The sequence below is a fragment of the Cupriavidus sp. 05N39 genome (assembly GCF_056397325.1).
Genome location: NZ_JBFTNE010000023.1, coordinates 53247 through 78256 on the forward strand (window position 1 = coordinate 53247; position 25010 = coordinate 78256).

Here is a 25010-nt window from a genome sequence, read left to right on the forward strand (position 1 = left end):
GAACGATACAAGGATAACCATGACGTTCTTCTTTGAAATCCTGATCGGCGGCCTGTTGTCGGGATTGATGTACTCGCTGGTGGCGCTGGGCTTCGTGCTGATCTACAAGGCGTCGGGCGTATTCAATTTCGCGCAGGGCGCGATGGTCTACTTCGCCGCGCTGGCGGTGGTCGGGCTGATGGACAAGGGCCTGCCGATGTGGGCGGCGGTGATCGGCGCGTTTGGCGTGATGGTGGTGGTGGGCATCAGCACCGAACGCCTGGTGTTGCGCAAGCTGGTCAACCAGCCGCCGATCACGCTGTTCATGGCGACCATCGGGCTGTCCTTCTTCCTCGAAGGACTGGGGCCGCTGCTGTTCGGCAATGAAGTCCGCCCGATCAACCTTGGCATCGTCGACGAGCCGATCGAATCCATCCTGACGCGCTTCAATATCGTGGTGTCCAAGTTCGACCTGGCGGCGGCGGGCATCGCCGGCCTGCTGGTGGGCACGCTGGCCCTGTTCTTCCAGTACACCAAGGTGGGCCGCGCGCTGCGCGCCGTGGCTGACGATCACCAGGCCGCGTTGTCGCTGGGGATTCCGCTGCAGCATATCTGGGCCATCGTGTGGGGCGTGGCGGGCTTCGTCGCGCTGGTGGCCGGCATGCTGTGGGGCTCGCGCAATGGCGTGCAGTTCGCGCTGACGCTGACGGCGCTCAAGGCGCTGCCGGTGCTGATCCTCGGCGGCTTTACCTCGGTGCCGGGCGCCATCGTCGGTGGCCTGATCATCGGTGCCTCGGAGAAGCTCGCCGAGATCTACATCCCGCCCGTTTTTCAGTCCGCCTTCGGGGGCAACTTCGGTGGCATCGAGGGCTGGTTCCCGTACGTGTTTGCGCTGTTGTTCCTGCTGGTGCGGCCCGAGGGGCTGTTCGGTGAGAAACATATCGATCGTGTCTGACCGGCCTTTGCCCCAGGAGACAACCCATGTTCTACCGTGAATCCGGCCAGTTCAAGACCAGCTACCTGGCCGACAGCCAGATCTTCCCCATCCGCCAGGACCGCATCGGCTTTGCGGTGCTGATGGCGGTGGCCTTCATCGCGATTCCCCTGACCGGTTCGGAATACTGGTTCTCGGCCATCCTGATCCCGTTCCTGATCTTCGCGCTGGCCGCGCTCGGGCTGAATATCCTGACCGGCTACGCGGGACAGCTCTCGCTCGGCACGGCGGCCTTCATGGCCGTGGGCGCCTATGCCGCCTACAACTTCCAGTTGCGCATCGAAGGGCTGCCGGTGCTGCTGACCTTCATCCTCGCGGGATTGTCGGCGGCGCTGGTGGGTGTCGCCTTCGGGCTGCCGTCGCTGCGCATCAAGGGCTTCTACCTCGCTGTCGCGACGCTTGCCGCGCAGTTCTTCGTGGTGTGGGCGCTGACCAAGTTTCCCTGGTTCTCCAACAACAGTTCCTCCGGCGTGATCACCGCGCAGCAACTGAACCTGTTCGGCATCGCCATCGACACCCCGGTAAAGAAGTATCTGTTCGTGCTGATGCTGGTGACGGTGCTGGCCATCGCCGCCAAGAACATGGTGCGCTCGTCCACCGGGCGCGCATGGATGTCGGTGCGCGACATGGACGTGGCGGCCGAGGTGATCGGCATTCCGCTGATGCGCACCAAGCTGCTGGCCTTCGCCGTCAGCTCGTTCTACTGCGGCGTGGCCGGCGCGCTCTATGCGTTCTGCTACCTGGGCTCGGTCGAACCCGACGGCTTCTCGCTCGACCTGTCCTTCCGCGTGCTGTTCATGATCATCATCGGCGGCGTGGGCAGCATCCTCGGCTCCTTCCTGGGCGCGGCCTTTATCCTGTTGCTGCCGATCTTCCTGGACAACGCGCTGCCGCCGCTGGCCGCGTTGCTGCACCTGCCTTTTACCAATGCCGCGGTGTCGCATATCCAGTTGATGGTGTTCGGCGCGCTGATCATCTTCTTCCTGGTCGTGGAGCCGCACGGTCTCGCGCGGCTGTGGCAGATCGCCAAGGAGAAGCTGCGGCTGTGGCCATTCCCCCATTAAGTACCAACGCACTGACGCTTTGACGTTTTCCAGGCCGGATCAAACAAACGGGTATTCGATAACAAACACACACCTGCCAAGGTGAAGGAGACAGTCATGACCATCCTGATTCGCAATCTGCAGCGCATTGCCCTGGCGGTGGGAGCGTCCGCGGCGCTGCTGGCGCCGCTGGCGGTGCAGGCGCAAAGCGGCGAGCAGTTCATCGCATTGCCCAGCTATCGCGTCGGCCCTTATGGCGCCAACGGACAGTCCTTCTACGGCGGCTTCGTCGACTACCTTAACTACGTCAACCTCAAGGAAGGCGGCGTGAATGGCGTCAAGCTCTCATGGGAAGAGTGCGAGACGGAGTACAACAACGCCAAGGGCGTGGAGTGCTATGAGCGGCTCAAGAGCAAGAGCGCCGCCAGCAAGGGCACCGCGTATCACACCATGTCGACCGGCATTTCCTACGCGCTGGTGGACAAGACCGCGGCCGACAAGGTGCCGCTGGTCATGATGGGCTATGGCCGTACCGATGCGGTCGACGGCTCGGTGTTCCCCTATGCCTTCCCGTTGGTCACCACCTACCAGATGCAGGTCTCGGCCATCGTCAAGTACCTGGCCTCCAAGAGCGGCGGCTCGCTGGCGGGCAAGAAGATCGTCTACCTGTATCACGACTCGGCCTATGGCAAGGAGCCGATCGTGGCGCTGGAGGCCGAAGCCAAGCTCGGCAAGTTCAACCTCGTCGAGATCCCGGTGGCGCACCCCGGCAACGAGCAGGGCGCGCAGTGGCTGAAGATCCGCCAGGAGAATCCCGACTACGTGATCTTCTGGGGCTGGGGCGTGATGAACCAGACCGCGCTCAAGGCCGCGCAGAAGGTGGGCTTCGCACGCGACAAGATGGTCGGCTCCTGGTGGGCTGGCTCCGAGGAAGACACCTTGCCCGCCGGTGACGCAGCCAAGGGCTATATGAGCGCGACCTGGAACGTGGCCGGCAAGGCCGTGCCGGTGATCGCCGATATCGACAAGGTGGTCTACGGCGCCGGCAAGGGCAATATGCAGGACCGCAACAAGGTCGGCTCGGTGCTCTACAACCGCGGCGTGTCCGCCGCGGTGGTGACGGTGGAAGCGATCCGCGTGGCGCAGGCCAAGTATGGCAAGGGCAAGGTCATGAGCGGCGATGACATGCGCTGGGCCTTCGAGAACCTGAACCTGACCAACGCGCGACTTGCCCAACTGGGCGCGACCGGCCTGCTGCCGGAGATCAAGACCAGCTGCGACAACCACGAGGGTTCGGGCAAGGTGAAGATCCAGCAGTGGGATGGCACCAAGTGGGTGGTGGTGTCGGACTGGATCGAAGGCAACAAGAACCTGATCCATCCGCTGTTCAAGGCGAGTGCCGCGCAGTTCGCGAAAGAGAAGGGCATTTCGCCTACGTGCATGAAGTCTTGAGCGGGCGCCGCGAGGCGTTTGTTGTTGACTCCGCTCTCCCGCGCACGGGGGAGCGGGGATGAAGCCAGCCAGGAACCACCAACCGAGCCGCATCATGAGCCTGTTGTCCGTCAACAATATCGAAGTCATCTACGACCACGTCATCCTGGTGCTCAAGGGCGTTTCGCTCGACGTGCCGGAAGGGCGGATCGTGGCGCTGCTGGGCGCCAACGGCGCGGGCAAGACCACCACGCTCAAGGCCATCTCCAACCTGCTGCATGCCGAGCGCGGCGACGTCACCAAGGGCTCGATCGAATATCGCGGCAACCGGGTCGACCGGCTCACGCCCAACGAGCTGGTCAAGCGCGGCGTCATCCAGGTGATGGAAGGGAGGCATTGCTTTGCCCACCTGACGCTGGAAGAAAACCTGCTGACCGGCGCCTATACGCGCGGCCTGTCGCGCAGCGAGACGCGCGATGCGCTGGAACGCATCTACGCGTACTTTCCCCGCCTGAAGACGCGCCGCAAATCGCAGGCGGGCTACACCTCCGGCGGCGAGCAGCAGATGTGCGCGATCGGCCGGGCCATGATGGCCAAGCCCAGCATGATCCTGCTCGACGAGCCGTCGATGGGCCTGGCGCCGCAGATCGTCGAGGAGATCTTCGAGATCGTGCGCGACCTCAACCAGCGCGAGAAGGTCAGTTTCCTGCTGGCCGAGCAGAACACCATGGTGGCGCTGCGCTATGCCGACTACGGCTACATCCTGGAGAACGGCCGCGTGGTGATGGATGGCGCGGCCGAGGCGTTGCGCACCAATGAGGATGTGAAGGAGTTCTACCTGGGCGTGGCGGCGAACGACGGCGAGGGCGGCGGGCGGAGTTCTTTCCGCGACGTGAAAAGCTATCGCCGCCGCAAGCGCTGGCTGGCCTGAGAAGGGCACTCGGTCTTAAACACAACGCCGATCGGTGAGCGCTGCCTCACGCGGTTCATCACGCGACTACTACGCGAACTACGCACCATGTCCGAACACTTCGATTCGCTCGAAACCCGTGCCCCTGAAGTCCGCTCGCAGGCCTTGCTGGCGGCCTTGTCGCGGCAGGTCGCGCATGCCAAGGCGCATGCCCCCTATTTTGCCGRGGTCTTGCGCGATGTGGATCCGCTCGCGCTGGATTCCCGCGCGGCGCTGGCGGCACTGCCGGTGACGCGCAAGTCCGAGCTGACGGCGCGGCAGAAGGCGATGCCGCCGCTGGGCGGGCTCAATGCGACCCCGCTGGGGGGCTTGCGGCATATCTTCCAGTCGCCGGGGCCGATCAACGAGCCGGACGGGCACGACGCCGACTGGTGGCGCATCGCGCGCGCCATGTTCGCGGCGGGCTTCCGTTCTGGCGATCTGGTCTACAACACCTTCTCCTATCACTTCACGCCAGCCGGCATGATGATGGAAACCGGTGCCCATCGCCTGGGTTGCTGCGTGTTTCCCGCCGGCGTGGGCCAGACCGAATCACAGGTGCAGGCGCTGGCCAGCCTGCAGCCGGCGGCCTACGCGGGCACACCATCGTTTCTCAGGCTGCTGCTGGAGAAAGGCGACGAACTCGGCCTGCCTTGCCGCAGCCTGGGCAAGGCGCTGGTGTCCGGCGAGGCGCTGCCGCCCTCGCTGCGCGCGTGGTTCGGCGAGCGCGGCATCCGGGTGCAGCAGATGTATGGCAGCGCCGATGTGGGCCTGATTGCCTATGAGACTCAGGGCGGCGATGGCTGGGTGGTGGACGAGAACGTGCTGGTCGAGATCGTCGAGCCGGGTGGCACGCAGCCGATGCCGGAGGGCGAGACCGGCGAGGTGGTGGTGACCGTGCTCGGCAACGGCGACTATCCGCTGATCCGCTTTGGCACGGGCGACCTGTCGGCGTTCGTGGCCGGTTCGGGCGAGCGCGCCAGCCCGTGCGGGCGAACCAACCTGCGCCTGAAGGGCTGGCTTGGACGCGCCGACCAGACTACCAAGGTCAAGGGCATGTTCGTGCATCCCGGCCAGGTGGGCGAGGTGGTGCGGCGCCATCCCGAGGTGCGCGCCGCGCGCCTGGTGGTGACGGGCAGCGTTGGCGCCGACGTGATGACCCTGCATTGCGATGCCACCCGCGAGGATGCGAGCCTGGGCCAGGCCATCGGCGAATCGCTGCGCGAAGTCATGCGCCTGCGTGGCGAAGTGCGCTTCGTGGCAGCGGGTTCGCTGCCGCAGGATGGCAAGGTGATCGAGGACGCGCGCAGCTACGACTGAGYGCGATCGCCAGTTTGTTCGGGCGGCGCAGCATGGCCGCCCGGTGGGCGCGTCGGCAGCCATAGCAGCCACGCGCTGACGGCCGCCGCGGTGGCAACCAGCGCCAGCGACGCCAGCGGGCGCTCGCGCATCAGCCACGCGGTGATGCCCATCGACGGCCACATCATCCCGATGGCCAGGCACTTGGCACGCAGCGGCACGCTGCGGTGCACCTGCCAGTCATGCACCAGCGGGCCGAAGCGCGGATGCGCCAGCAGCCGTGCGTGAAAGCGCTCCGAGCCGCGCGCGAAGCAGGCGGCGGCCAGCAGCACGAACGGCGTGGTCGGCAGCACCGGCAGGAAGATGCCGGCAATGCCCAGCAGCAGGCTGAGCATGCCAAGCACCACCCATATCGCGCGCAGCGCCCGCTGCCTGCGGCCGAGGGTCATGCCGGCTGCGGCGGTGCCGGGCGGGGGCATTGCGCTCAGACCGCCAGTCCCAGGCGGGCGCGGGCCTCGTTGTACTCGGCCTTCATGCGCGCCACGATTTCGCCGGCGGTGGGGATGTCGTGGATCTGGCCCACGCCCTGGCCGGCACCCCACACGTCCTTCCATGCCTTGGCCTTGGAGGCGCCGCTGGAGAAGTCCATCTTGGTCTTGTCGGCCACGGGCAGGTTCTCGGGATCCAGCCCCGACGCCTCGATGCTCTCGCGGATGTAGTTGCCGTGCACGCCGGTGAACAGGTTGGTGTAGATGATGTCGGCCGCGGCGGAGGTGGTGATCGACTGCTTGTAGGTCTCGCTGGCGTGGGCTTCCTGCGAGGCGATGAAACGGGTGCCCACATAGGCGAAGTCCGCCCCCATGGCCTGCGCGGCCAGCACGGATTCGCCGTTGGCGATCGAGCCCGACAGCGCGATCACGCCGTCGAAGATCTTGCGCACTTCGCCCACCAGCGCGAACGGCGACAGCGTGCCGGCATGCCCGCCGGCGCCGGCCGCTACCAGGATCAGGCCGTCCACGCCGGCCTCGATCGCCTTCTCGGCGTGGYGGATGCTGATGACGTCGTGCAGCACGATGCCGCCATAACTGTGCACCGCGTCGATCATCTCCTTGGGCGGCGCGCGCAGCGAGGTGATGAAGATCGGCACCTTGTGGTCCACGCACACCTTGATGTCGTGCTCCAGCCGCGCGTTCGAGACGTGCACGATCTGGTTGACCGCGATGGGTCCCACCGGCTTGTCCGGATTGGCGGCGCGGAAGCTGGCGAGTTCTTCTTCCATCTGCGTGAGCCACTCGCCCAGCATCTCGGCCGGGCGCGCGTTCAGCGCGGGGAAGGAACCGACGATGCCGGCCTTGCACTGCGCCAGCACCAGCTCGGGGTAGCTGACGATGAACATCGGCGAGGAAATCACGGGCAGCGCCAGGTTTTGCAGGACCTGGGGCAGTTGTTTGGCGGCGGGCATGGCGTCTCCTGGACCACGTACGGGCGCCGGTGGCGCCCTGGATATGAACGATCGTTCGATTATAGGGAGTTTCGGCTTGCGGGCGTTAGAAGGGGCAATCTACGCCGGGGCGATCGCTCTCTCTTCACCATAGACGACCGGCGGCATTGGCGAAGCCGGGCGGCCTGGCCATGGCGGCACTGGACGCAGCCACTTGGCGGATGCACATGGCGTGCCCTGTGATGTCCTTCCGTTGACGGCTCATCGCTTCGTCGCCGACAAACGGCGGGAGCAAAAAAAACCCCGCTACGCCGCGGGGCCAACTACCACGAAGACTGATAGGAAGAGGCGGAAGGGCACCTGCCAATGCCGCGTCCGCACACCGGACTATAGATGGCGTTTGTGACGAACCAAAGACGCTCGCGTGAAGTCGGGATGACCGTTGCGCGCGCCTGGCCTGCCGATGAAAAACGGCGCACTCGGGCGCCGTTCGTCCTTGGCCGAGGCGGCCGGATTTCAGATCTTTTCCAGCAGGAGGCCCTTGAGATACTCGCCTTCGGGGAAGGCGGCCAGCATCGGGTGATCGGTGCCGGCCGAGAGGCGGCGCAGGATGCGCGCGTCGGCACGGGCGTCGGTAGCCGCGCCAGCCACGATCTTCTGGAACAGCTCCATGCTGATCGCACCCGAGCACGAATAGGTGAACAGCAGGCCGCCCGGACGCAGCAACTGCAGGCCGACCAGGTTGATTTCCTTGTAGGCGCGTGCGGCGCGGTCGATGTGCTGGGCGGAGGGCGCGAACTTGGGCGGGTCCAGCACCACCAGGTCGAACTGGCGGCCTTCGGCGCGGAACTGGCGCAGCGACTTGAATACATCGGCATCGAGCCAGGTCGCGCGCTCGGGGTCGAAGCCATTCAGGGTGACGTTGCCAGCGGCGGTCTTGAGTGCTTCGCCGGAGGAGTCGATCGAGGTCACCGCGGTGGCGCCGCCACGCAGCGCCGCCAGCGAGAAGCCGCCGGTGTAGCAGAAGCAGTTGAGTACCTCGCGGCCGTTGGCGAGGTCGCCCACCAGCTTGCGGTTGTCGCGCTGGTCGACATAGAAGCCGGTCTTGTGGCCGCTGCGCACGTCCACGTAGTAGCGCACGCCGTGTTCGGTCACGCTGAGTTCAGGATCGGGTTCGGCGCCAGCCAGCACACCTGTCACCAGCGGCAGGCCTTCGCGTTCGCGCACGGCGGCGTCGGAGCGCTCGTACACGTTGGGGCAGCCGGTTTCCTTGACCAGCGCCTGCACCAGCGCGTCCTTCCAGGCTTCGACCCCGGCGGCGTTGAACTGGCACACCAGCTGGCCGTTCGCGCCGCTGCCGTAGTAGTCGACGATCAGTCCAGGCAGGCGGTCGGCCTCACCGAACACCAGGCGCACCGCGTCGCTGTCCCTGACCCACTGCTTGCGATGGGCGACGGCGGCGGAGACGCGCCGCTTGAACATGGCGTGATCGACCGGCTCGCTTTCGTCGAAGCTCCACACCCGCACGCGAATCTGGGAGCTGGGGCTGTAGGCCCCGCGCGCCAGGAAGCGGCCGTCGGCGGCGCGCACGATCACGGTGCTGCCGGATTCACAACGGCCTTCGATGGTGTCCACGCCGGTCGCATAGACCCAGGGGTGGCGGCGCAGCAGGGATTTTTCCTTGCCGGGCTTGAGGGTGATGGTGTTCATGGTTTGTTGTTTTTGGCGCCAGACGAAGCCGGGCGGATAGGCCAACCCGGTCCGAAGTGCCTGATTGTTGTTACCCCCTCACCCCTCAGGGGGAGAGGGGCGCCACGCAGTGCATGGCGGGAGGATTGCGGCAAGCTGGCCGGCCGCTACACCGTCCAACCGCTTACAGCACCACCTTCACCATCGGGTGGGAAGTCAGCGCGCGGTACAGGTCGTCGAGCTGTTCGCGGCTGGTGACCCATACCGTGACGGTCAGGCCGAGGTAGTTGCCCTTGCTCGAGGGACGCATTTCCATCTTGCCGGCGTGGAAGTCGGGATCGAAGCCCTGCACCAGCGTCACGATGGCTTCGGCGAAGCCATCCTGCATGCTTCCCATCACCTTGATGGGGAAATGGCTGGGATACTCGATCAGCGACTCGCGCGGCGGGACGTTGCCCGGCTTGCCCTGGTCGGAATTGTCGTTGCTCATTTCAAGGCCCTCCAGCTTACTTGCGCTTGAACCACAGGCGGATGGTATCCCACAGGCGGCCGAAGAAGCCTGCCTCGGGCACGTCTTCCAGCGCCACCACCGGGAATTCGGCCACCTTGGTGGCGCCGTCCATCAGCTTGACTGTGCCGACCTGCTGGCCGGCCGCGATCGGGGCCAGCAGCAGTTCCTGGCGTTCCAGCACCGGCTTGATGCGGCCGCCCGTGCCCTTGGGCACGGTGATGTACGTTTCGTCCTTGACGCCGATCTTGACGGTGGATTCCTTGCCCTTGTAGATCTCCGGCGTGGCCAGCACCTGCCCGCGGTCGTACAGGCGCAGGGTGTCGAAGAACTGGAAGCCGTAGTTGAGGATCTTCAGGCTTTCCTGCGTGCGGACCGCTTCGGTGGTGGTACCGATCACGATCGAGACCAGGCGGCGCGAACCGTTCGGCACATTGGCCAGCGGACGCTTGGCCGAGGAGATCAGGCAGTAGCCGGCCGACTTGGTGTGGCCCGTCTTGACGCCGTCCACGGTCGGGTCGATGTAGAGCAGGCGGTTGCGGTTGGGCTGGCGGATCTTGTTGTAGGTGAATTCCTTCTGCGAGTACATGCTGTAGTACTCGGGGAAGTCCTTGATGATGCGCGTGGTCAGCGTGGCCAGATCCATGGCCGTGGTGTAGTGGTTCGGGTCGGGGATGCCGTCGGTGTTGGTGAAGTGGGTGTTCTTCATCCCCAGTTGCTGGGCTTCGCGATTCATCATCGCCACGAAGCCTTCCTCCGAGCCGCCGACCGCTTCGGCCAGCGCCAGCGCGGCGTCGTTGCCCGACTGCACGATCAGGCCCAGCAGCAGGTCGCGCACGCTCACCGGCTTGTTGGGCTCCAGGAACATGCGCGATTCGTCGCTCTTGACCTTCAGGACCAGCGTGGTCGGCACCACGGTCTGGTCGATCGTGAGGCGCTTTTCCTTGATAGCGGCAAACGCCAGGTAGGCGGTCATCAGCTTGGTCAGCGAGGCCGGCTCGATGCGCGCGTCGGCGTTCTGCGAAGCCAGGGCCTGGCCGCTGGTGACGTCGTACAGCATCCAGGACTTGGCCGCGACCTGCGGCATCGGCACGCCCTGGGCGCGCACGGGCGCCGCGGGAAGTACCGTGGCCGCGCCGACGATGGCGGCGGTGACGATGGCGGACGTGTTGGCGGACGCGAAAAGCGGCGTGGCTCTATTCAACATGTTTCAGTTTCCGACAAAAAAAAGGGGCGGGGAATGCATCCGGTGACATGGCGGGGCGGCGCGCCGCTCCCGTCACTGGTCCCACGCATTGACGACGAGCTGCTTGATCAGGTGCAGCTTGCGATGAAAGAAGTGGTCGGCGCCGGGGATCACGATCACCGGCAGTTCCTGCGGGCGGGCCCAGTCGAACACGCTTGCCAGCGGTACGGTGTCATCCTGCTCGCCGTGTATGACGATGGTGTCGGCCGGCACCGTGGCCACTTCCCAGCGGCTGGCGGCGGTCCCCACCATGACCAGGCGCTGCGCCGGCGTGCCGGCCTCGGCCAGGCGCCGGGCCACATGGCTTGCCACGAAGCTGCCGAAGGAGAAACCGCCCAGCGCCAGCGGCAGCGTGGCGGCATCCGGCGACCACGCGGCCTGGGTGCGCATCCAGGCAATCACCGCCAGCAGGTCGTCCTGCTCGCCCACGCCGTTGTCGTGGCTGCCCGCGGTGCCGCCGACGCCACGGAAGTTCGGCCGCACGGTGGCGTATCCCAGCTGCACGAAACTGCGCGCCAGCGTTTGCGCCACCTTGTTGTCCTTGGTGCCACCAAACAGCGGATGCGGATGGGCCACCAGCGCGAGGCCGCGCGGGGCGCCGGCCTGGGGCAGGTCGACCGAAATGTCGATGGCGCCGGCTGGGCCGGCAACGGTAAGTACCTGGGTATGCGCGTTCATGGAAACAGGAAGCGGGTGACTGGCTAAAGCGCGGCTGCGCCCGGGGTTCAGCGGCTTATCGGTTCAGCGTATCTGCGTATCTGCGTGGCCGCCGGTCAGCGATCAAGCATCAGGCGTTCGACCGGCTTGCCGCCCACCAGATGGCTGTCGATGATTTCGTCGATGTCCTGCTCGTCGACGAAGGTGTACCAGACGGCCTCGGGATAGACCACCAGCACCGGCCCGAGTTCACAACGGTTCAGGCAGCCAGCCTTGTTGATGCGCACCCGCCCTTCGCCGCCGCTGATGCCGAGCGCCTTGCAGCGCTTCTTGGCGTATTCCTGCATGGCCTTCGCATTGTGGTCAGCGCAGCAGGCGCCGCCATCCTCGCGCTGGTTGAGGCAGAAGAAAACATGGTGCTCGTAGTAGCTGCTCATGCGTGGTGGGCGTTCGGCGGCTTGCGGCACCGCAAGGCAAAGGTGCCCCGGGCGCGCGCCGGCCGCTAGGGAATGGGTGGAAGGGCTGAATTATACGGTGTGAAGCGGGGCGGTTCGACGCTTTGGGCCCCGGCTTCGATGCCGCGGGCGCGGTGCCGCCGGCATGGGTGGCGTAGCGCGCACCCGCGCGGGCGGGATCGTCCGGATCCCCGGACGCGCATTTTCCGGATTTCCGGAAAGCCGGAGTGAACGCGCGGCCGCTTTGCCAGCTTCCTTTTGAAATCAGGGGCTTGGCGCGGCGTGGCGGGCTGGCACGGCGGTTGCGATTAGTAAGGCAGACGCGTTCCATTTGCAGGGCGCGCGAACCTGCCGCCGCTGCGGCGGCGGGCACGGTCAAAATACCGAGGACGACATCATGAGGAAACCCTTCTACAAGATCCTGTACGTGCAGGTGCTATTCGCCATCGCGGTGGGCATCGTGCTCGGGCACTTCTGGCCCGCTACGGGCATTGCAATGAAGCCGCTGGGCGACGGCTTCATCAAGCTGATCAAGATGATCATCGGGCCGATCATCTTCTGTACCGTGGTGTCCGGCATCGCCGGCATGCGCGACATGAAGAAGGTGGGCCGCGTGGGCGGCAAGGCGCTGCTGTACTTCGAGGTGATCTCCACCTTCGCGCTGCTCATCGGCCTGCTGTCCGCGCACATACTGAAGCCGGGCGTCGGATTCAACATTGATCCGGCCACGCTCGACACCAAGGCGATCTCGCAATACGTGACGCAGGCGCACGGCCAGAGCACGGTCGAGTTCTTCATGCACATCATCCCGGACACGATGGTCAGCGCGTTCGCCAACGGCGACATCCTGCAGATCCTGCTGATTTCGCTGTTCTTCGGCTCGGCGCTGGCGGCGATGGGCGACCGCTCGAAGATTGTGTTCGACTTCGTCGAACAGGTATCCAAGGTGTTCTTCCACATCGTGCATGTGATCACCAAGGTGGCGCCGCTTGGCGCGTTCGGCGCGATGGCCTTCACCATCGGCAAGTACGGTCTCGGTTCGCTGGTGCCGCTGCTCAAGCTGATCGGCACCTTCTACTTCACCGCGATCGTCTTCGTGGTGGTGGTGCTGGGTACGGTGGCGCGCCTGACGGGTTTCAACATCTTCCGCTTCATCGCCTACATCAAGGAAGAACTGCTGATCGTACTGGGCACCAGCTCGTCGGAAGCCGCGCTGCCGCACCTGATGGAAAAGCTGGAAAACCTGGGCTGCTCCAAATCGGTGGTGGGGCTGGTGGTGCCCACGGGTTACTCCTTCAACCTGGATGGCACCAACATCTACATGACCATGGCGGTGCTCTTCATCGCCCAGGCCACCGGCATCGAGCTCACGCTGCTGCAGCAGCTCACCGTCCTGGGCGTGGCGATGATCACCTCCAAGGGCGCCAGCGGCGTGACCGGCTCCGGCTTCATCACGCTGGCCGCCACGCTGGCGGTGGTGCCGGATATTCCGGTGGCGGGCATGGTGCTGATCCTGGGCATCGACCGCTTCATGAGCGAATGCCGCGCGCTGACCAATATCATCGGCAACGGTGTGGCGACGGTGGTCATGTCGGCGTGGGAGCATGAACTTGACCGCGTGCAGCTTGACCGCGCGCTACGCCGTGGCGGCGATGAAACGGCCGAACTTGCCGAAGCCGGCTCCGGCGTCCGCTGAGGTCCGGGCCTCCGGGGCGGCGGCGCCAGCCGGCGCCGCCCGCCAGCGGGTATCATCGGCGCGTGTCCCTTCGCATGCGCCGATGCCACATTCCGACGATTTCCTCGCCGTGCATGATCCCGCTTCCGCCCGCCTGGTGCATACGCCGGGCGATGGCGGCGGAAGCTGGCGAGGCTTTGTGGCGGCGCTGGCCATCGGCCTGCTGGCGCTGTGCTCGCTGACCTGGCTGGTTTCGGTGCAGCGCGGCGTCGATGGCCTGCAACAGACCACGGCGACCCGCGCCGACCGCTACGCGGCCACGCTGGAAAGCACGCTCGACCGCTACGAGTTCCTTCCCGCGCTGGTCTCGCTTCATCCTTTCGTTCACGACCTGCTGGCCGCGCCCACCGATCCCGCGCGGGTGGCGGCGGCCAACCGCTACCTGTCCGACGTCAATCGCCGCGCGCGCGCTTCGGCCACCTATGTGATCGCCGCCAACGGCGTGGCGCTGGCCGCCAGCAACCATGACCAGCCGGGCAGTTTCGTTGGCACCGACTATCGTTTTCGCCCCTATTTCCAGATCGCCTCGCGCGGGGAGGTCGGGCGCTTCTACGCCATCGGCATCACCAGCGACGAACCCGGCTATTACATCGCCCAGCCCGTGAAGGTGGGCAGCCGGGTGGTGGGCGTGACCGTGGTCAAGCTCAACCTGGAGTGGTTCCAGCGCGCGGGCGCCGGCGGCGCCGAGCCGGTGATGGTGAGCGACGACCACGGCGTGGTTTTTCTCTCATCGGTTCCGGCCTGGCAATACCGCACGCTGCGGCCGCTGCCGCCCGAGTTGCAGTCGGAGCTGGACCGCACGCGCCAGTACCACGACCAGGCGGTCAAGCCGCTGCCGCTGGAGGCGCTGCAATCGCCGGTCACGCGCTGGCTCGGCCATACGGTGCTGGGCGAGGGCGCGCGGCTGGTGCGCATCGGCACAGGCGGCAGCGCCGAGCGTTACCTCGAGATCAGCCGCAAGGTGGGCCCGGCCGACTGGACCATGCAGGTGATGGCCTCGCTGGACCCGGTGCTGGCGAGCGCGCGCAATGCCACCGTGGGCGCGGCGCTGGCCTATGCCTGCATGTGCCTGCTGCTGTTCAACTGGCGCCAGCGCCGCCAGCGCGCGCGCGACATCGAATACGGCAGGCGCTTGCTCGAAGCCGCTTACGACGAACTCGAGCGGCGCGTGGAGGCGCGCACGGCTGACCTGATGGCCATCAACGAGCAACTGGAAGCCGAAGTGGCCGAACGCACGCGCGCCGAGGGCGAACTGCGCGCGGCACAGGACGAACTGGTGCAGGCCAGCAAGCTGGCGGCGCTGGGCCAGATGGCGGCGGGCATCACCCATGAGCTGAACCAGCCGCTGGCGGCCCTGCGCACCTTTTCCGACAACACCCGCGTGCTGCTGGAGCGCGGCAAGCTCGATGCGGTGACCGACAACCTGGCCGCCATTGCCGATCTCACGGCACGCATGGGCAAGATCACCGGGCAGCTCAAGCTGTTCGCCGGCAAGGCGCGCCAGCGCCGCCACGCGGTGCATGTGCGCGCCGCGCTGGATCACGTGCTGGCGCTGATGGCGCCGCGGCTCGCTCACGTCACGCTAAGGGTGGAGGGCTTGTCGCAACCGCCCGGGCCTGCGGTGTGGGCCGACGAGCTCAAGCTCGAGCAAGTGCTGCTCAACCTCATCGGTAACGCGCTGGATGCGCTGGCCACCGCTGCGCCGGACGCGCCGTGCGTGGAAGTGGCGGTCAGCGAGCACGGCGACACCGTCAGCATCGCGGTGCGCGACAACGGCACCGGCATTCCCGTCGACGTCTTGCCCAGGCTGTTCGAGCCCTTCTTCACCACCAAGGAAATCGGCCAGGGCCTCGGCCTTGGACTGGCCATCTCGACCTCCATCGTGCGCGAGTTCGGCGGCCAGCTGAGCGCGGCCGGYCGGCCGGATGGCGGCGCCGAATTCGTGGTGGTGCTGCGGCGTGCACCTGCGCCCGATGGTGGCGCGCCCCGCGCGGAGCCAAGATCCACCTCTCCCACCCATACTGAGTGAGCATCGCCATGCAAGACGGATTGCGTGTCCTGTTCGTCGAAGACGAACCCCTGGTACGCCAGGCTACCGCGCAGAGCCTGGAACTGGCTGGCTTCTCCGTGCTGGCGCTGCCTTCGGCCGAAGCCGCCATGCCGCACCTGTCGCCGGAATTCCCCGGCGTGCTGGTGACGGACGTGCGGCTCACCGGCGCCAGCGGCCTGGACCTGTTGCAGCACTGCCGCAACGCGGCACCGGGCGTACCCGTGATCCTGGTCACCGGCCACGGCGACATCACCATGGCGGTGCAGGCCATGCGCGAAGGCGCCTACGACTTTATCGAGAAACCCTTCGGTGCCGACCGCCTGACCGAGACCGTGCGCCGCGCGCTGGAACGGCGCGCGCTCGAACTGGAAAACCTCGCCCTGCGGCGCGAGCTGGCCGGCCCGGCCGCGGGCACCCGTATCATCGGGCGCTCTCCTGCCATCGAGCAGGTGCGCATGCTGGTGGCCAACGTGGCCGCCACCGACGTGCCGGTGATGATCAACGGCGAGACCGGCACCGGCAAGGAGTTGGTGGCGCGCAGCCTGCATGCCTTGTCGCCGCGGCATCACGCACCGTTCGTCGCGCTGAATTGCGGCGCGGTGCCGGAGGCCATTTTCGAGAGCGAGATGTTCGGCCATGAGGCGGGCGCTTTCACCGGCGCCGGCAAGCGCCGCGTGGGCAAGCTCGAGCATGCCTCCGGCGGCACGCTGTTCCTCGACGAAATCGAGAGCATGCCGCTGGCGCTGCAGGTCAAGCTGCTGCGCGTGCTGCAGGAGGGCACGCTGGAGCGGCTCGGGTCCAATGCATCGATCGCAATCGATGTGCGCATCGTGGCGGCGGCAAAGGGGGATATGGAGGCGCTGGTGGCGCAAGGCACGTTCCGCCAGGATCTCTACTACCGGCTCAATGTCGTCACCATCCCGCTGCCCCCGCTGCGCGAGCGGCGCGAGGATATCGTGCCGCTGTTCGAGCACTTCATGCTGGTGGCGGCGGTGCGCTACCAGCGCCCCGCGCCCATCCTCTCCGAGCTGCAGCGCCAGGCGCTGATGCAGCGCGCCTGGCCCGGCAATGTGCGCGAGTTGCGCAACGCCGCCGACCGTCTGGTGCTGGGCGTGCCCGAGGGCGGCACGCGCGCCGATGCGCTCGACGACTCCACGCCGCTCAAGGAGCGCATGGAACACTACGAGCGTGCTGTCATCGCCGATACGCTGGCGCGCACCGGCGGCGCGGTCAGCCAGGCCGCGGACCTGCTGCAGGTTGGCAAGGCCACGCTGTACGACAAGATCAAGCGCTACGGGTTGTAGGGCAGCTTGCCGTCAACGGCAGCTCAACGCCACATATCCCGCATGCGCCCGGCCAGGTCGAGCCTGGGCAACGGCGCCCTGGCTGGCGCGTCCGCGACCGGCGGGGGCGGCGGCCAGGCGCGGCTGTGGAACAGCGGCATCACCCGGTTGGGCAGGAAGCGCGTGCGCGAAGCGTAGACGTGGCGATCCCCATAGCCGGTCTGCTGGTGCACATAGAAGCGCTGCGGCACCACGATGTCGAGGTGGTCGCGGGCGCGGGTCATCGCCACATACAGCAGGCGGCGCTCTTCCTCGATTTCCTCGGTGGTGCCGGTGGCCAGGTCCGAAGGCATGCAGCCGTCGACGGCGTTGAGCACGTAGACCGCCTTCCATTCCTGGCCCTTGGCCGAGTGGATGGTCGACAGGATCAGGTAATCCTCGTCGCGCAGCGGCACGCCGGATTCGTCGCTCGACGCATCCGGCGGGTCGAGCGTGAGTTCGGTCAGGAAGCGCTCGCGCGAGGCGTAGGTGGCGGCGATTCGTTCCAGTTGCTGGAGATCGGCCGCGCGCGCGGGAGCGTCGTCGTGCAGGCGTTCCAGATGCGGCTGGTACCACGCCACCACCTGCTCGAAGGCCGAGGGCCACGGCGCGGCCGGCGCCATCAGGCTGCGCGCCAGCGCCAGCAGATCGGGCCACGCCTCGGCGGCGGCCGGCGGTGCCTCGAAGGATTCCAGCGCGAACAGCGGCTCGGTGGCGATTTCCACCGCGTCCAGCGCGCGCGCGGCGGTTTTTGGTCCCACGCCGGGCAATAGCTGCAGGCTGCGGAAGCCCGCCATGCGGTCRCGCGGATTTTCCAGCCAGCGCACGACCGCCAGCACATCCTTTACGTGCGTGGATTCCAGGAATTTCAGGCCGCCGAACTTGACGAAGGGGATGTTGCGCCGGACCAGCTCGATCTCGAGCTGCGCGCTGTGGTCGGCGGCGCGGAACAGCACGGCCTGCGACAGCAGCGCCAGCCCGGCCTCGCGCCGCGCCAGGATCTGCTCGACCACGTAGCGGGCCTGGTCCGCTTCATCGTTGACCACGACGATCTCCGGTTTCTCGGCCGAGCCGCGCTCCGACCACAGGTCCTTGGTATAGCGTTCGGCCGCGAGGCCGATCACCGCATTGGCGCCGGCCAGGATAGGCTGGGTCGAGCGGTAGTTCTGCGACAGCGTGACCATGTCCGCGGCCGGTGTGAACTGTCCGGGGAAATCGAGGATGTTGCGCACCGTGGCGCCACGGAAGGCATAGATCGACTGGGCATCGTCACCCACCACGGTCAGGCCGCGTCCGTCGGGCTTGAGCGCGAGCAGGATGGCGGCCTGCAGCGCATTGGTGTCTTGGTATTCGTCCACCAGCACATGGTCGAAGCGCGCGCCCATGTCCTGCGCCAGCACGGGTTCGGCCAAGGCCTGCGCCCAGTAGAGCAGCAGGTCGTCGTAGTCGAGCACCTGCTGCTTCTGCTTGGCTTCCACATAGCCGGCGAACAGCCCGCGCAGCGCATCCGTCCACATGGCATAGCGCGGGAACCATTGCTTGAGCACGTCTTCCAGCGGGGCCTGCGTGTTGACCACGCGCGAGTAGATCGACAGGCAGGTTTCCTTGCGCGGGAAACGCGAGGCCTGCGCGGACAGGCCGAGGTCATGGCGTACCACATTCATCAGGTCGGCGGCATCGCCGCGATCGCAGATGGTGAAGCTGGGCGACAGGCCGAGCGTCTCGGCGTACTCGCGCAACAGGCGCGCGCCGATGGCGTGGAAGGTGCCCGACCACGTCAGCGCGGCGCGGCCCGCGCCGGAGGTCTGCATGCCGAGCGCCTGGTCCACGATGCGCTCGACCCGCCGCCCCATCTCCGACGCCGCGCGGCGCGAGAACGTCAGCAGCAGGATGCGGCGCGGATCGGCGCCGCCCAGCACCAGGTGCGCGACCCGGTGCGCCAGCGTGTTGGTCTTGCCCGAGCCGGCGCCGGCGATGATCAGCAGCGGCGCGGCGGGCTCGTGGGTCACGGCCGCGCGCTGTTCCGGGTTCAGGGTGGACAGGTAGGCGGGCGTGGCGCAGGCATCCTGCCTGTTGGCGGGTGCATCGCAAAGCACGGCGCTGGGATCGGGATCGAGTAACACGGCAGGGGCCTTTGGGGATGCCGGGCGTGCAAGTGCGCTGGCCGGCATGGGCGGGGAAAACTGCCGGTAACTGTATATCCATACAGGCGAACTGCGCAAGGCCGGGGCCGTTGCGTGGGGCTGCCGCAATAAAAAAGGTGCCATGGCAGGCACCTTTCCGGCGGATTCGGGCGGGCTGCGCGGATCAGGCCGCCTTGGCGAGCGCGCCGTCGAGCAGCTTGTGCAGCGCATCCCACTCCGGTTCGCCGACATAACGCTTGAGGATGCGGCCGTCCTTATCGATCACGAAGGTGGTCGGGGTCAGTTGGACCTCGCCGAATGCCTTGGCCGCCGCGCCGTCGGAGTCCATCGCCACCTTGAACGGCAACTTGCGGGTTAGCGCATAGTTCATCACGTACATCGGCGGGTCGTAGCTCATTGCCACCGCCACGAACTCCAGGCCCTTGTCCTTGAACTTGTCATAGGTCTTGACCATGTCCGGCATCTCCTTGACGCAGGTGACGCAGCTGGTGGCCCAGAAGTTGACCAGGTAGACCTTGCCCTTGAGATCGGCGGTGCTGACCTTCTCGCCCGACAGCAGCGTGAAGGTGGCGGGCGGCGCGGCAGTGGCTGGGGCGATGGCGCGGTAGCCGAACCAGCCCAGCACGGCAACCAGCAGCACGGCGCCGATCGCGGGCCAGAGCTTGCGCCGGGCCGGGCTTGCCGCGGGAGGGGCGGTTGGGGAAGTGGAGGTCGTCATGATGCTCGCCGACAGGTCAGACAAGCCGCCATTCTACTGCCGCTGCCGCGGCGCTGCCGGATGCATGCATGGAGGCACTCGCGCTGCGGCGATTAGCCGCAGTTCAGTCCGGCGTGGCGGCCAACGCCGAGCGGGCCTTATCCAGCGCCTGTTCCAGGTAGGCACCGTAGAAGTCAGGCTGCATGCCGCGCAACGGGGTGGCCAGCGAGCGGCCGCGCGCGTCCAGGAAGAGCACCGTGGGCGCCACCGTCACGTGGCGGCTGCGGGCCCATTCACGCGCCGTGGTCATGCTGCCATCCGCATTGCGCAGCGGCGTGTTGGCGGTCATGTCGAGCTCCCGCGCCACGATCTCGCCCGCCGCCGCCTGCGGGCCGAGATAGTTGCGGCGCACCGTTTCGCAGTAAACGCAGTCGGGCAGCGTGACCAGCACCACCAGCGGTTCGCCGCGGGTGGCCGCCGCCTTGGCCTGGGCGGCCAGGTCGGTTGCCGCGGGCAGGTGGGTGCTGGCGGCCAAGGCGCCATGGCTTGTCGTGACGATGAGGGCACCCATCACCGCCGCCACGGCGCGCAAGGTACGGCGGGCGGGCGCACGGCGCGGTTGCGGCATGGACGGGACTGACGGGTGGCCGGGCGACGGGATTTGCATGGGCTGGCAATGTGGATGCGCGCTGGCACGCAGGTTCCCCGATAATAGCGGCTTCCGTCCGCATCCGTGGTGCCGCGCCCGCGCGCCCTGGATGCGGGATCGCACAATCCCGGGCACTGTCCCCGGCAATGTCCGCCGGACCGTTGCCGCACGCTGCCGTATCCACTGCCGAGATGTCCCACCGCCGGTTTTCCCGCTTGTTACCGTCCTCGCTTGCCACCGCCCTCGCCGTGACCGCACTCGGCGCCGGGCTGATCGCCTGCTCGCCGCGCTATGACTGGCGCACCATTCAGTCCAACGAAGGTGCGTACGCCGCGCTCTATCCGGGCAAGCCAAGCGGCGCCGCCCGCGAAGTAGCCATTGCCGGGCGCAAGCTGCCGATGACGATGGACGCGGCCCGGATCGACGAAACCCTGTTCGCCGTTGGCGTGGTGACCTTGCCCGCCGACGATGCCGCGTTGCGGCAGGCCGCGCTTGAATCGATGCAGGCGGGGTTGCTTGGCAACCTCGGTCCCCACCCCGCGGAAGCGGTCAAGACGCGCAAGGTGAAGGTGATGTCGGCCGCGACACCCGCCGTGGCGCTTGACGGCGTGGAGGTGCAGGTGGCTGCGGTCTCGCCGCAGGACCAGTCGCCTCGCAGGCTGACGGCGCGGCTGGTGGCTTCCGGCGTGCACGTCTACCAGGCGGTTGTGCTGGAGGCCGGCGATGCCGCGCGCGACCAGCGCCAGGCGGAGCAGGTCGACCAGTTCCTCACCGGTTTTCATCCGTTTTAAGCTCTGCCGAGCCTTATTGCGCTTTAGCCGGCCCGCAATGCGCGGGCCGATCAGTCCGTTCAAGGGAGTTCATTCATGCGTTGGGAAGTTTGGCTGGCTTATTTCGCGGCTTGTTGGGTGATTGCCGTTTCGCCGGGTTCGGGGGCGGTGCTGTCGATGAGCCATGGCCTGTCGTACGGGCTGCGCAAGACCACCACTACGATCTTTGGCTTGCAGACCGGCCTGGTGATCATCCTGCTGGTGGCAGGCGGCGGCCTGGGCGCGCTGCTGCTGGCGTCCGAGCATGCGTTCGCCGTGGTCAAGACGATCGGTGCGCTCTACCTGATCTACATCGGCGTGCAGCAGTGGCGCGCCCGCGTGGATAGCGCCCCGGATGAGGCGGCGCAGGGCCAGGAGGCGCCGCGCGTTGCCGCGCTGAGCCCGCGCCGCCGTTTCGCCACCGGCTTGCTAACCAATGTGACCAATCCCAAAGGCATCATCTTCATGGTCGCGGTGCTGCCGCAGTTCATCGACCCGGCCCATGCGCTCGCGCCCCAGCTCGCCATCCTGGCCGTGACGATGTGCGCCGTGGACCTGGTGGTGATGCATGGCTACGCGCTGCTGGCCTCGCGCATGCGCGGCCTGTTGCGCAATGCGCGCGCGGTGCGCTGGCAGAACCGGATCTTCGGCAGCGTGCTGGTGGCCGTGGGCACCGCGCTGTTCTTCGTCCGGCGCCATCCGGCTTGAAGAAGCGGGGCCGGCATCCGCGCCGGCCCGCTCTGCCGATCTGGCGCTAGCTTCCCGCAGGTGCGTTTGCTTCAATAGGTAGGACGACCCAAGCGGAGGTAAGCAATGCGAAGCYCTTCCACCCTGCAGGCCAGGTTGCATGCACGACCGGCCCATACCGTGCCGCCGGACGAGGAGCCGCCGCCGCCGGGCATTCCGCCCGATCTCCCACCCATCGAACACCCACCGCCGCCGACGGAGCCGCCGGTGGCGGTGCCTCCGCCCCGGCGTGGCTGAGTGCGAACCGGACGCACGCCGTTGCTACGGCGTACGCAGCGCCCGCCGGTACTGGATGGCCTCGCCCACATGGCTGGGCTGCAATAGCTCGGTTCCCGCCAGGTCGGCAATCGTGCGGGCGATCTTCAGCGCCCGGAAATAGGCGCGCGCCGACCAGGCCAGCTTGGTCATGGCGCCACGCAGCAAGGCTTGCGCCTCGGGCGTGAGCGGACAGTGCTCGTCAATCTCGCGCCCCGAGAGCGCCGCGTTGGGCTTGCCCTGGCGCGCCTGCTGCAGGGCGCGGGCGGCCAGCACGCGCTGGCGCACCTCGGCGCTGGACTCGCCGGGAGGGCCATCGAGCATTTCGCGCTGGTCCTGGGCCGGTACCTCCACTTGCAGGTCGATCCGGTCGAGCAGCGGCCCCGACAGCCTGGACTGATAGCGCAGCACCTGGTCCGGCGTGCAGCGGCAGGGACGCGACGGGTGTCCCAGGTAGCCGCACGGGCAGGGATTCATGGCGGCGACAAACTGGAACCGGGCGGGGAAGTCGGCCTGGCGCGTGGCGCGCGAAATGGTGACGCGGCCCGATTCGAGTGGTTCGCGCAGGACCTCCAGCACGCGGCGGTCGAATTCCGGCAGTTCATCCAGGAACAGTACGCCTTGATGGGCCAGCGAGATCTCGCCGGGGCGAGGATTGCTGCCACCGCCCACCAGCGCCGCCGCCGAAGCGGTGTGGTGCGGCGACCGGTAGGGCCGCTCGCGCCAGCGGGCGGGGTGGAAGCCGGCGGCGGTGAGGCTCTGCACCGCGGCGGATTCCAGCGCTTCCTCCAGCGTCATCGGCGGCAGCAGGCCGGGAAAGCGCTGCGCCAGCATGGATTTGCCAGTGCCAGGAGGGCCGACCAGCAGGGCCGAGTGCTGTCCGGCTGCCGCGATTTCCATGGCGCGGCGCGCTTGCGGCTGGCCCCGGACGTCGCGCATGTCCGGACCGGCAGGCTCGCCTTCGCCGATCTGCGCAAGCGGCTCCGCACGCGCCAGCCGGGCGTCCGGCAGGGGGCCCAGGTGAGCGCAGACTTCCAACAGGGAGCGTGCTCCGTAGACCGTGACCCCGTCGATCAAGGCGGCTTCCGGAGCATTTTCTGCCGCTACCACGAAAGTGCGGGGCGGGCCTGCGCCCGATATCTGCCGCGCGGCGTTGTCACGCCCCAGGCTCATTGCCATGGCCAGCGCCCCGCGCACGGGGCGCAACTCTCCGGATAGCGACAACTCGCCAGCGAACTCGCTGGCATCCAGCCCGTCCAGCGGGACCTGGCCACTGGCGGCCAGGATGCCGAGTGCGATCGGCAGGTCGAAGCGCCCGGATTCCTTGGGCAAATCCGCGGGGGCCAGGTTTACCGTGATCCGCCGGCTGGGAAACTCGAAGCGGCTGTTGAGGATGGCCGCGCGGACCCGCTCACGGCTTTCACGCACCTCGGTATCGGCCAGCCCGACGATCGTGAAGGCGGGAAGGCCGTTGGCCAGGTGCACCTCGACCGATACCAGCGGTGCCTCAAGGCCGGTCAACGCCCGGCTACGCAGCAGTGCGAGGCTCATCTCACTCCGAAAGCGTCAAGGATGTGTTAACGAAAATGGCCGCCGGAATACGGCGGCCATCGGTCGGGATCTTGGCCCAGGTTCATCTGACCACCTGGGCGAGCGTGCGGCGCAGCAAGGGCTTCAGCCGGAAACAGGCGTGTCGGACCCGCCTGCCGCGCGGCTTTCCAGCGCCTGCACGCGGGCTTCCAGTTCTTCCAGCCGCGCGCGGGTGCGCGCCAGAACCTGCGATTGCACATCGAATTCCTCGCGGGTGACCAGGTCGAGCTTGGAAAACCCTTGCGTCATCATGCTGCGCACGTTTTTCTCGATGTCCTTGGCGGGCGAGTTGCGCAAGGCCTCGCTGATCTTGGCCTGGAAATCGTTGAACAGGTCGGTGGGCTTCATTGTGATTCTCCTTTTGCACCGCCTTGGTGCGTGTAATTGGGTGAGCGGATTCGGCGTGCAGCATCGCGGTGCACCGCAATGGGGTGCGGACGAAGGCGATGCGCGCACGGCACTTGCCGCCGGCATGGGCCGATTATCGCGCTTCAGGCGTCGCCGGGAAAGCGCCGGCGCGGGCTGGTAACACCTTTTAACGTTACTGCGCTCGCCGGGAGCCGGCCAGCGCAGTCATTCAAAGCGTCTATATGAGCACAAATAATAATTTGTAATCCTCGTTTTCAGCCTGGCACGGCAGTTGCAGTAATGGTGGCAGGAGCGTCGTTTCGCAAATCATTCTTAAACACACAAGTACCGAGCCAGAGGAAAAGGAGAGCAAACCCATGAAGAAGTTGGCCCTTGCAGTCAGCGCCAGTGCAGTTGTGCTTTGCGGGCTCACCCCCGCAGCATTCGCCCAGAGCAGCGCGCAGGAGGGCGGTGCACCTACCGACGCCGCCGCCGCTGCCGCCGAAGCGTCGCCGCACACCTTCACCGCCAACGTGACCTTGGCCAGTGAGTATCGCTATCGCGGCCTGATGCAGACCAACCGCCGCCCCGCCATCCAGGGCGGGTTTGACTACGCGCATTCGAGCGGCTTTTACGTGGGCAACTGGAACTCGAGCATCAGCTGGCTCGGTGACAGCAATCCGCAAGTCTCGGCGCCGATCGAGATGGACTTCTACGGCGGCTTCAAGAACACGGTGACGCTGGGCGGCCTGGAGTGGAACTACGACGTCGGCGTGCTGCAGTACTACTACCCGGGCGACTACCCGAACGGCTTTACGCGCCCGTACACCACGGAAGTGTATGTCGGCGCCGGCTACGGTCCTGTGTTCTTCAAGTATTCGCAGGCGCTGACCAACCTGTTCGGATTCGCCGACAGCAAGTACAGCTACTACGCCGACCTGTCGGCCAATGTGCCGCTGAATTTCTGGGACCT

23 protein-coding genes are annotated in these 25010 nt (G+C 66.8%); 11 read left to right on the forward strand and 12 right to left on the reverse strand.

Going from position 1 to position 25010, the window contains the following annotated elements; translation table 11 throughout:
* The first annotated feature begins 19 nt into the window (after positions 1 to 19).
* The 5 genes from AC1DN0_RS13625 (at position 20) to AC1DN0_RS13645 (ending at position 5716) form a co-directional block, all read left to right on the forward strand.
* Positions 20 to 934 carry a branched-chain amino acid ABC transporter permease gene (locus tag AC1DN0_RS13625; protein ID WP_035875777.1) on the forward strand — a complete coding sequence of 305 codons (915 nt, stop codon included), beginning with the start codon at positions 20 to 22 and terminating at the stop codon, positions 932 to 934.
* Between the two features lie 26 nt (positions 935 to 960).
* Entirely contained in the window at positions 961 to 2037 is a 1077-nt protein-coding gene (locus AC1DN0_RS13630; protein WP_035875779.1) for a branched-chain amino acid ABC transporter permease, read from the forward strand.
* A 96-nt stretch (positions 2038 to 2133) separates the two neighbouring features.
* Positions 2134 to 3468, forward strand: coding sequence for an ABC transporter substrate-binding protein (locus AC1DN0_RS13635; protein WP_441630695.1), 1335 nt, complete (start codon positions 2134 to 2136; stop codon positions 3466 to 3468).
* Positions 3469 to 3562: 94 nt separating this feature from the next.
* Positions 3563 to 4378 (forward strand): ABC transporter ATP-binding protein, encoded by an 816-nt coding sequence (locus AC1DN0_RS13640; RefSeq protein WP_441630697.1) that lies wholly within the window; start codon positions 3563 to 3565, stop codon positions 4376 to 4378.
* A gap of 87 nt (positions 4379 to 4465) precedes the next feature.
* Positions 4466 to 5716 carry a phenylacetate--CoA ligase family protein gene (locus tag AC1DN0_RS13645; RefSeq protein WP_477145783.1) on the forward strand — a complete coding sequence of 417 codons (1251 nt, stop codon included), beginning with the start codon at positions 4466 to 4468 and terminating at the stop codon, positions 5714 to 5716.
* Here the strand turns inward: AC1DN0_RS13645 and AC1DN0_RS13650 are convergent.
* The 7 genes from AC1DN0_RS13650 to AC1DN0_RS13680 all read right to left on the reverse strand — a co-directional run bounded on the left by AC1DN0_RS13650 (position 5707) and on the right by AC1DN0_RS13680 (position 11673).
* Entirely contained in the window at positions 5707 to 6144 is a 438-nt protein-coding gene (locus AC1DN0_RS13650; protein ID WP_477145784.1) for a YbaN family protein, read from the reverse strand. The genes AC1DN0_RS13645 and AC1DN0_RS13650 overlap by 10 nt on opposite strands.
* Positions 6145 to 6179: 35 nt before the next feature.
* A complete protein-coding gene (locus AC1DN0_RS13655; protein WP_477145785.1) occupies positions 6180 to 7157 on the reverse strand; it encodes an NAD(P)H-dependent flavin oxidoreductase in 978 nt (325 codons plus the stop codon).
* A 495-nt stretch (positions 7158 to 7652) separates the two neighbouring features.
* Positions 7653 to 8846 (reverse strand): class I SAM-dependent rRNA methyltransferase, encoded by a 1194-nt coding sequence (locus tag AC1DN0_RS13660; RefSeq protein WP_035875791.1) that lies wholly within the window; start codon positions 8844 to 8846, stop codon positions 7653 to 7655.
* A gap of 163 nt (positions 8847 to 9009) precedes the next feature.
* Positions 9010 to 9315, reverse strand: a complete 306-nt coding sequence (locus tag AC1DN0_RS13665; protein WP_045236115.1) for a YbeD family protein — start codon at positions 9313 to 9315, stop codon at positions 9010 to 9012.
* A gap of 16 nt (positions 9316 to 9331) precedes the next feature.
* Positions 9332 to 10540: a D-alanyl-D-alanine carboxypeptidase family protein gene (locus tag AC1DN0_RS13670; protein ID WP_441630706.1), complete on the reverse strand. Its 1209-nt coding sequence runs from the start codon at positions 10538 to 10540 to the stop codon at positions 9332 to 9334.
* Positions 10541 to 10612: 72 nt separating this feature from the next.
* Positions 10613 to 11257 carry an alpha/beta hydrolase gene (locus tag AC1DN0_RS13675; RefSeq protein ID WP_441630708.1) on the reverse strand — a complete coding sequence of 215 codons (645 nt, stop codon included), beginning with the start codon at positions 11255 to 11257 and terminating at the stop codon, positions 10613 to 10615.
* Positions 11258 to 11352: 95 nt separating this feature from the next.
* Entirely contained in the window at positions 11353 to 11673 is a 321-nt protein-coding gene (locus AC1DN0_RS13680) for a (2Fe-2S) ferredoxin domain-containing protein (RefSeq protein WP_035875798.1), read from the reverse strand.
* Positions 11674 to 12088: 415 nt separating this feature from the next.
* Between AC1DN0_RS13680 and AC1DN0_RS13685 the strand changes: the two genes are divergently transcribed.
* The 3 genes from AC1DN0_RS13685 to AC1DN0_RS13695 all read left to right on the forward strand — a co-directional run bounded on the left by AC1DN0_RS13685 (position 12089) and on the right by AC1DN0_RS13695 (position 16780).
* Positions 12089 to 13387, forward strand: a complete 1299-nt coding sequence (locus AC1DN0_RS13685) for a dicarboxylate/amino acid:cation symporter (RefSeq protein ID WP_441630710.1) — start codon at positions 12089 to 12091, stop codon at positions 13385 to 13387.
* Positions 13388 to 13469: 82 nt separating this feature from the next.
* The gene (locus tag AC1DN0_RS13690; RefSeq protein WP_477103635.1) at positions 13470 to 15455 is read left to right on the forward strand and encodes a sensor histidine kinase; all 1986 of its coding nucleotides are present in this window, start codon (positions 13470 to 13472) and stop codon (positions 15453 to 15455) included.
* Between the two features lie 8 nt (positions 15456 to 15463).
* Positions 15464 to 16780 (forward strand): sigma-54-dependent transcriptional regulator, encoded by a 1317-nt coding sequence (locus tag AC1DN0_RS13695; protein ID WP_441630714.1) that lies wholly within the window; start codon positions 15464 to 15466, stop codon positions 16778 to 16780.
* A gap of 23 nt (positions 16781 to 16803) precedes the next feature.
* On the opposite strand, the gene AC1DN0_RS13700 is transcribed toward AC1DN0_RS13695, so the two are convergent.
* The 3 genes from AC1DN0_RS13700 to AC1DN0_RS13710 all read right to left on the reverse strand — a co-directional run bounded on the left by AC1DN0_RS13700 (position 16804) and on the right by AC1DN0_RS13710 (position 20267).
* The gene (locus tag AC1DN0_RS13700) at positions 16804 to 18969 is read right to left on the reverse strand and encodes an ATP-dependent helicase (RefSeq protein WP_441630716.1); all 2166 of its coding nucleotides are present in this window, start codon (positions 18967 to 18969) and stop codon (positions 16804 to 16806) included.
* 136 nt (positions 18970 to 19105) lie between these two features.
* Positions 19106 to 19660 carry a TlpA disulfide reductase family protein gene (locus AC1DN0_RS13705; RefSeq protein WP_441630718.1) on the reverse strand — a complete coding sequence of 185 codons (555 nt, stop codon included), beginning with the start codon at positions 19658 to 19660 and terminating at the stop codon, positions 19106 to 19108.
* Positions 19661 to 19763: 103 nt separating this feature from the next.
* On the reverse strand, positions 19764 to 20267 hold the full coding sequence (locus AC1DN0_RS13710) for a thioredoxin domain-containing protein (RefSeq protein ID WP_441630720.1): 504 nt from the start codon (positions 20265 to 20267) through the stop codon (positions 19764 to 19766).
* A 212-nt stretch (positions 20268 to 20479) separates the two neighbouring features.
* On the opposite strand from AC1DN0_RS13710, the gene AC1DN0_RS13715 reads away from it, so the two are divergent.
* Together AC1DN0_RS13715 and AC1DN0_RS13720 are read left to right on the forward strand one after the other, a co-directional pair.
* Positions 20480 to 21079 (forward strand): hypothetical protein, encoded by a 600-nt coding sequence (locus tag AC1DN0_RS13715; protein WP_441630722.1) that lies wholly within the window; start codon positions 20480 to 20482, stop codon positions 21077 to 21079.
* Positions 21080 to 21154: 75 nt separating this feature from the next.
* Positions 21155 to 21805 (forward strand): LysE family transporter, encoded by a 651-nt coding sequence (locus AC1DN0_RS13720; RefSeq protein ID WP_045236109.1) that lies wholly within the window; start codon positions 21155 to 21157, stop codon positions 21803 to 21805.
* A 300-nt stretch (positions 21806 to 22105) separates the two neighbouring features.
* Here AC1DN0_RS13720 and AC1DN0_RS13725 read toward each other — a convergent pair whose 3' ends face one another.
* Both AC1DN0_RS13725 and AC1DN0_RS13730 read right to left on the reverse strand, forming a co-directional pair.
* The gene (locus tag AC1DN0_RS13725) at positions 22106 to 23650 is read right to left on the reverse strand and encodes a YifB family Mg chelatase-like AAA ATPase (RefSeq protein ID WP_441630724.1); all 1545 of its coding nucleotides are present in this window, start codon (positions 23648 to 23650) and stop codon (positions 22106 to 22108) included.
* 123 nt (positions 23651 to 23773) lie between these two features.
* Entirely contained in the window at positions 23774 to 24037 is a 264-nt protein-coding gene (locus AC1DN0_RS13730) for an accessory factor UbiK family protein (RefSeq protein WP_045236107.1), read from the reverse strand.
* Between the two features lie 377 nt (positions 24038 to 24414).
* On the opposite strand from AC1DN0_RS13730, the gene AC1DN0_RS13735 reads away from it, so the two are divergent.
* A partial coding sequence (locus AC1DN0_RS13735; protein ID WP_441630727.1) for a TorF family putative porin occupies positions 24415 to 25010 on the forward strand: 596 nt, incomplete at its 3' end.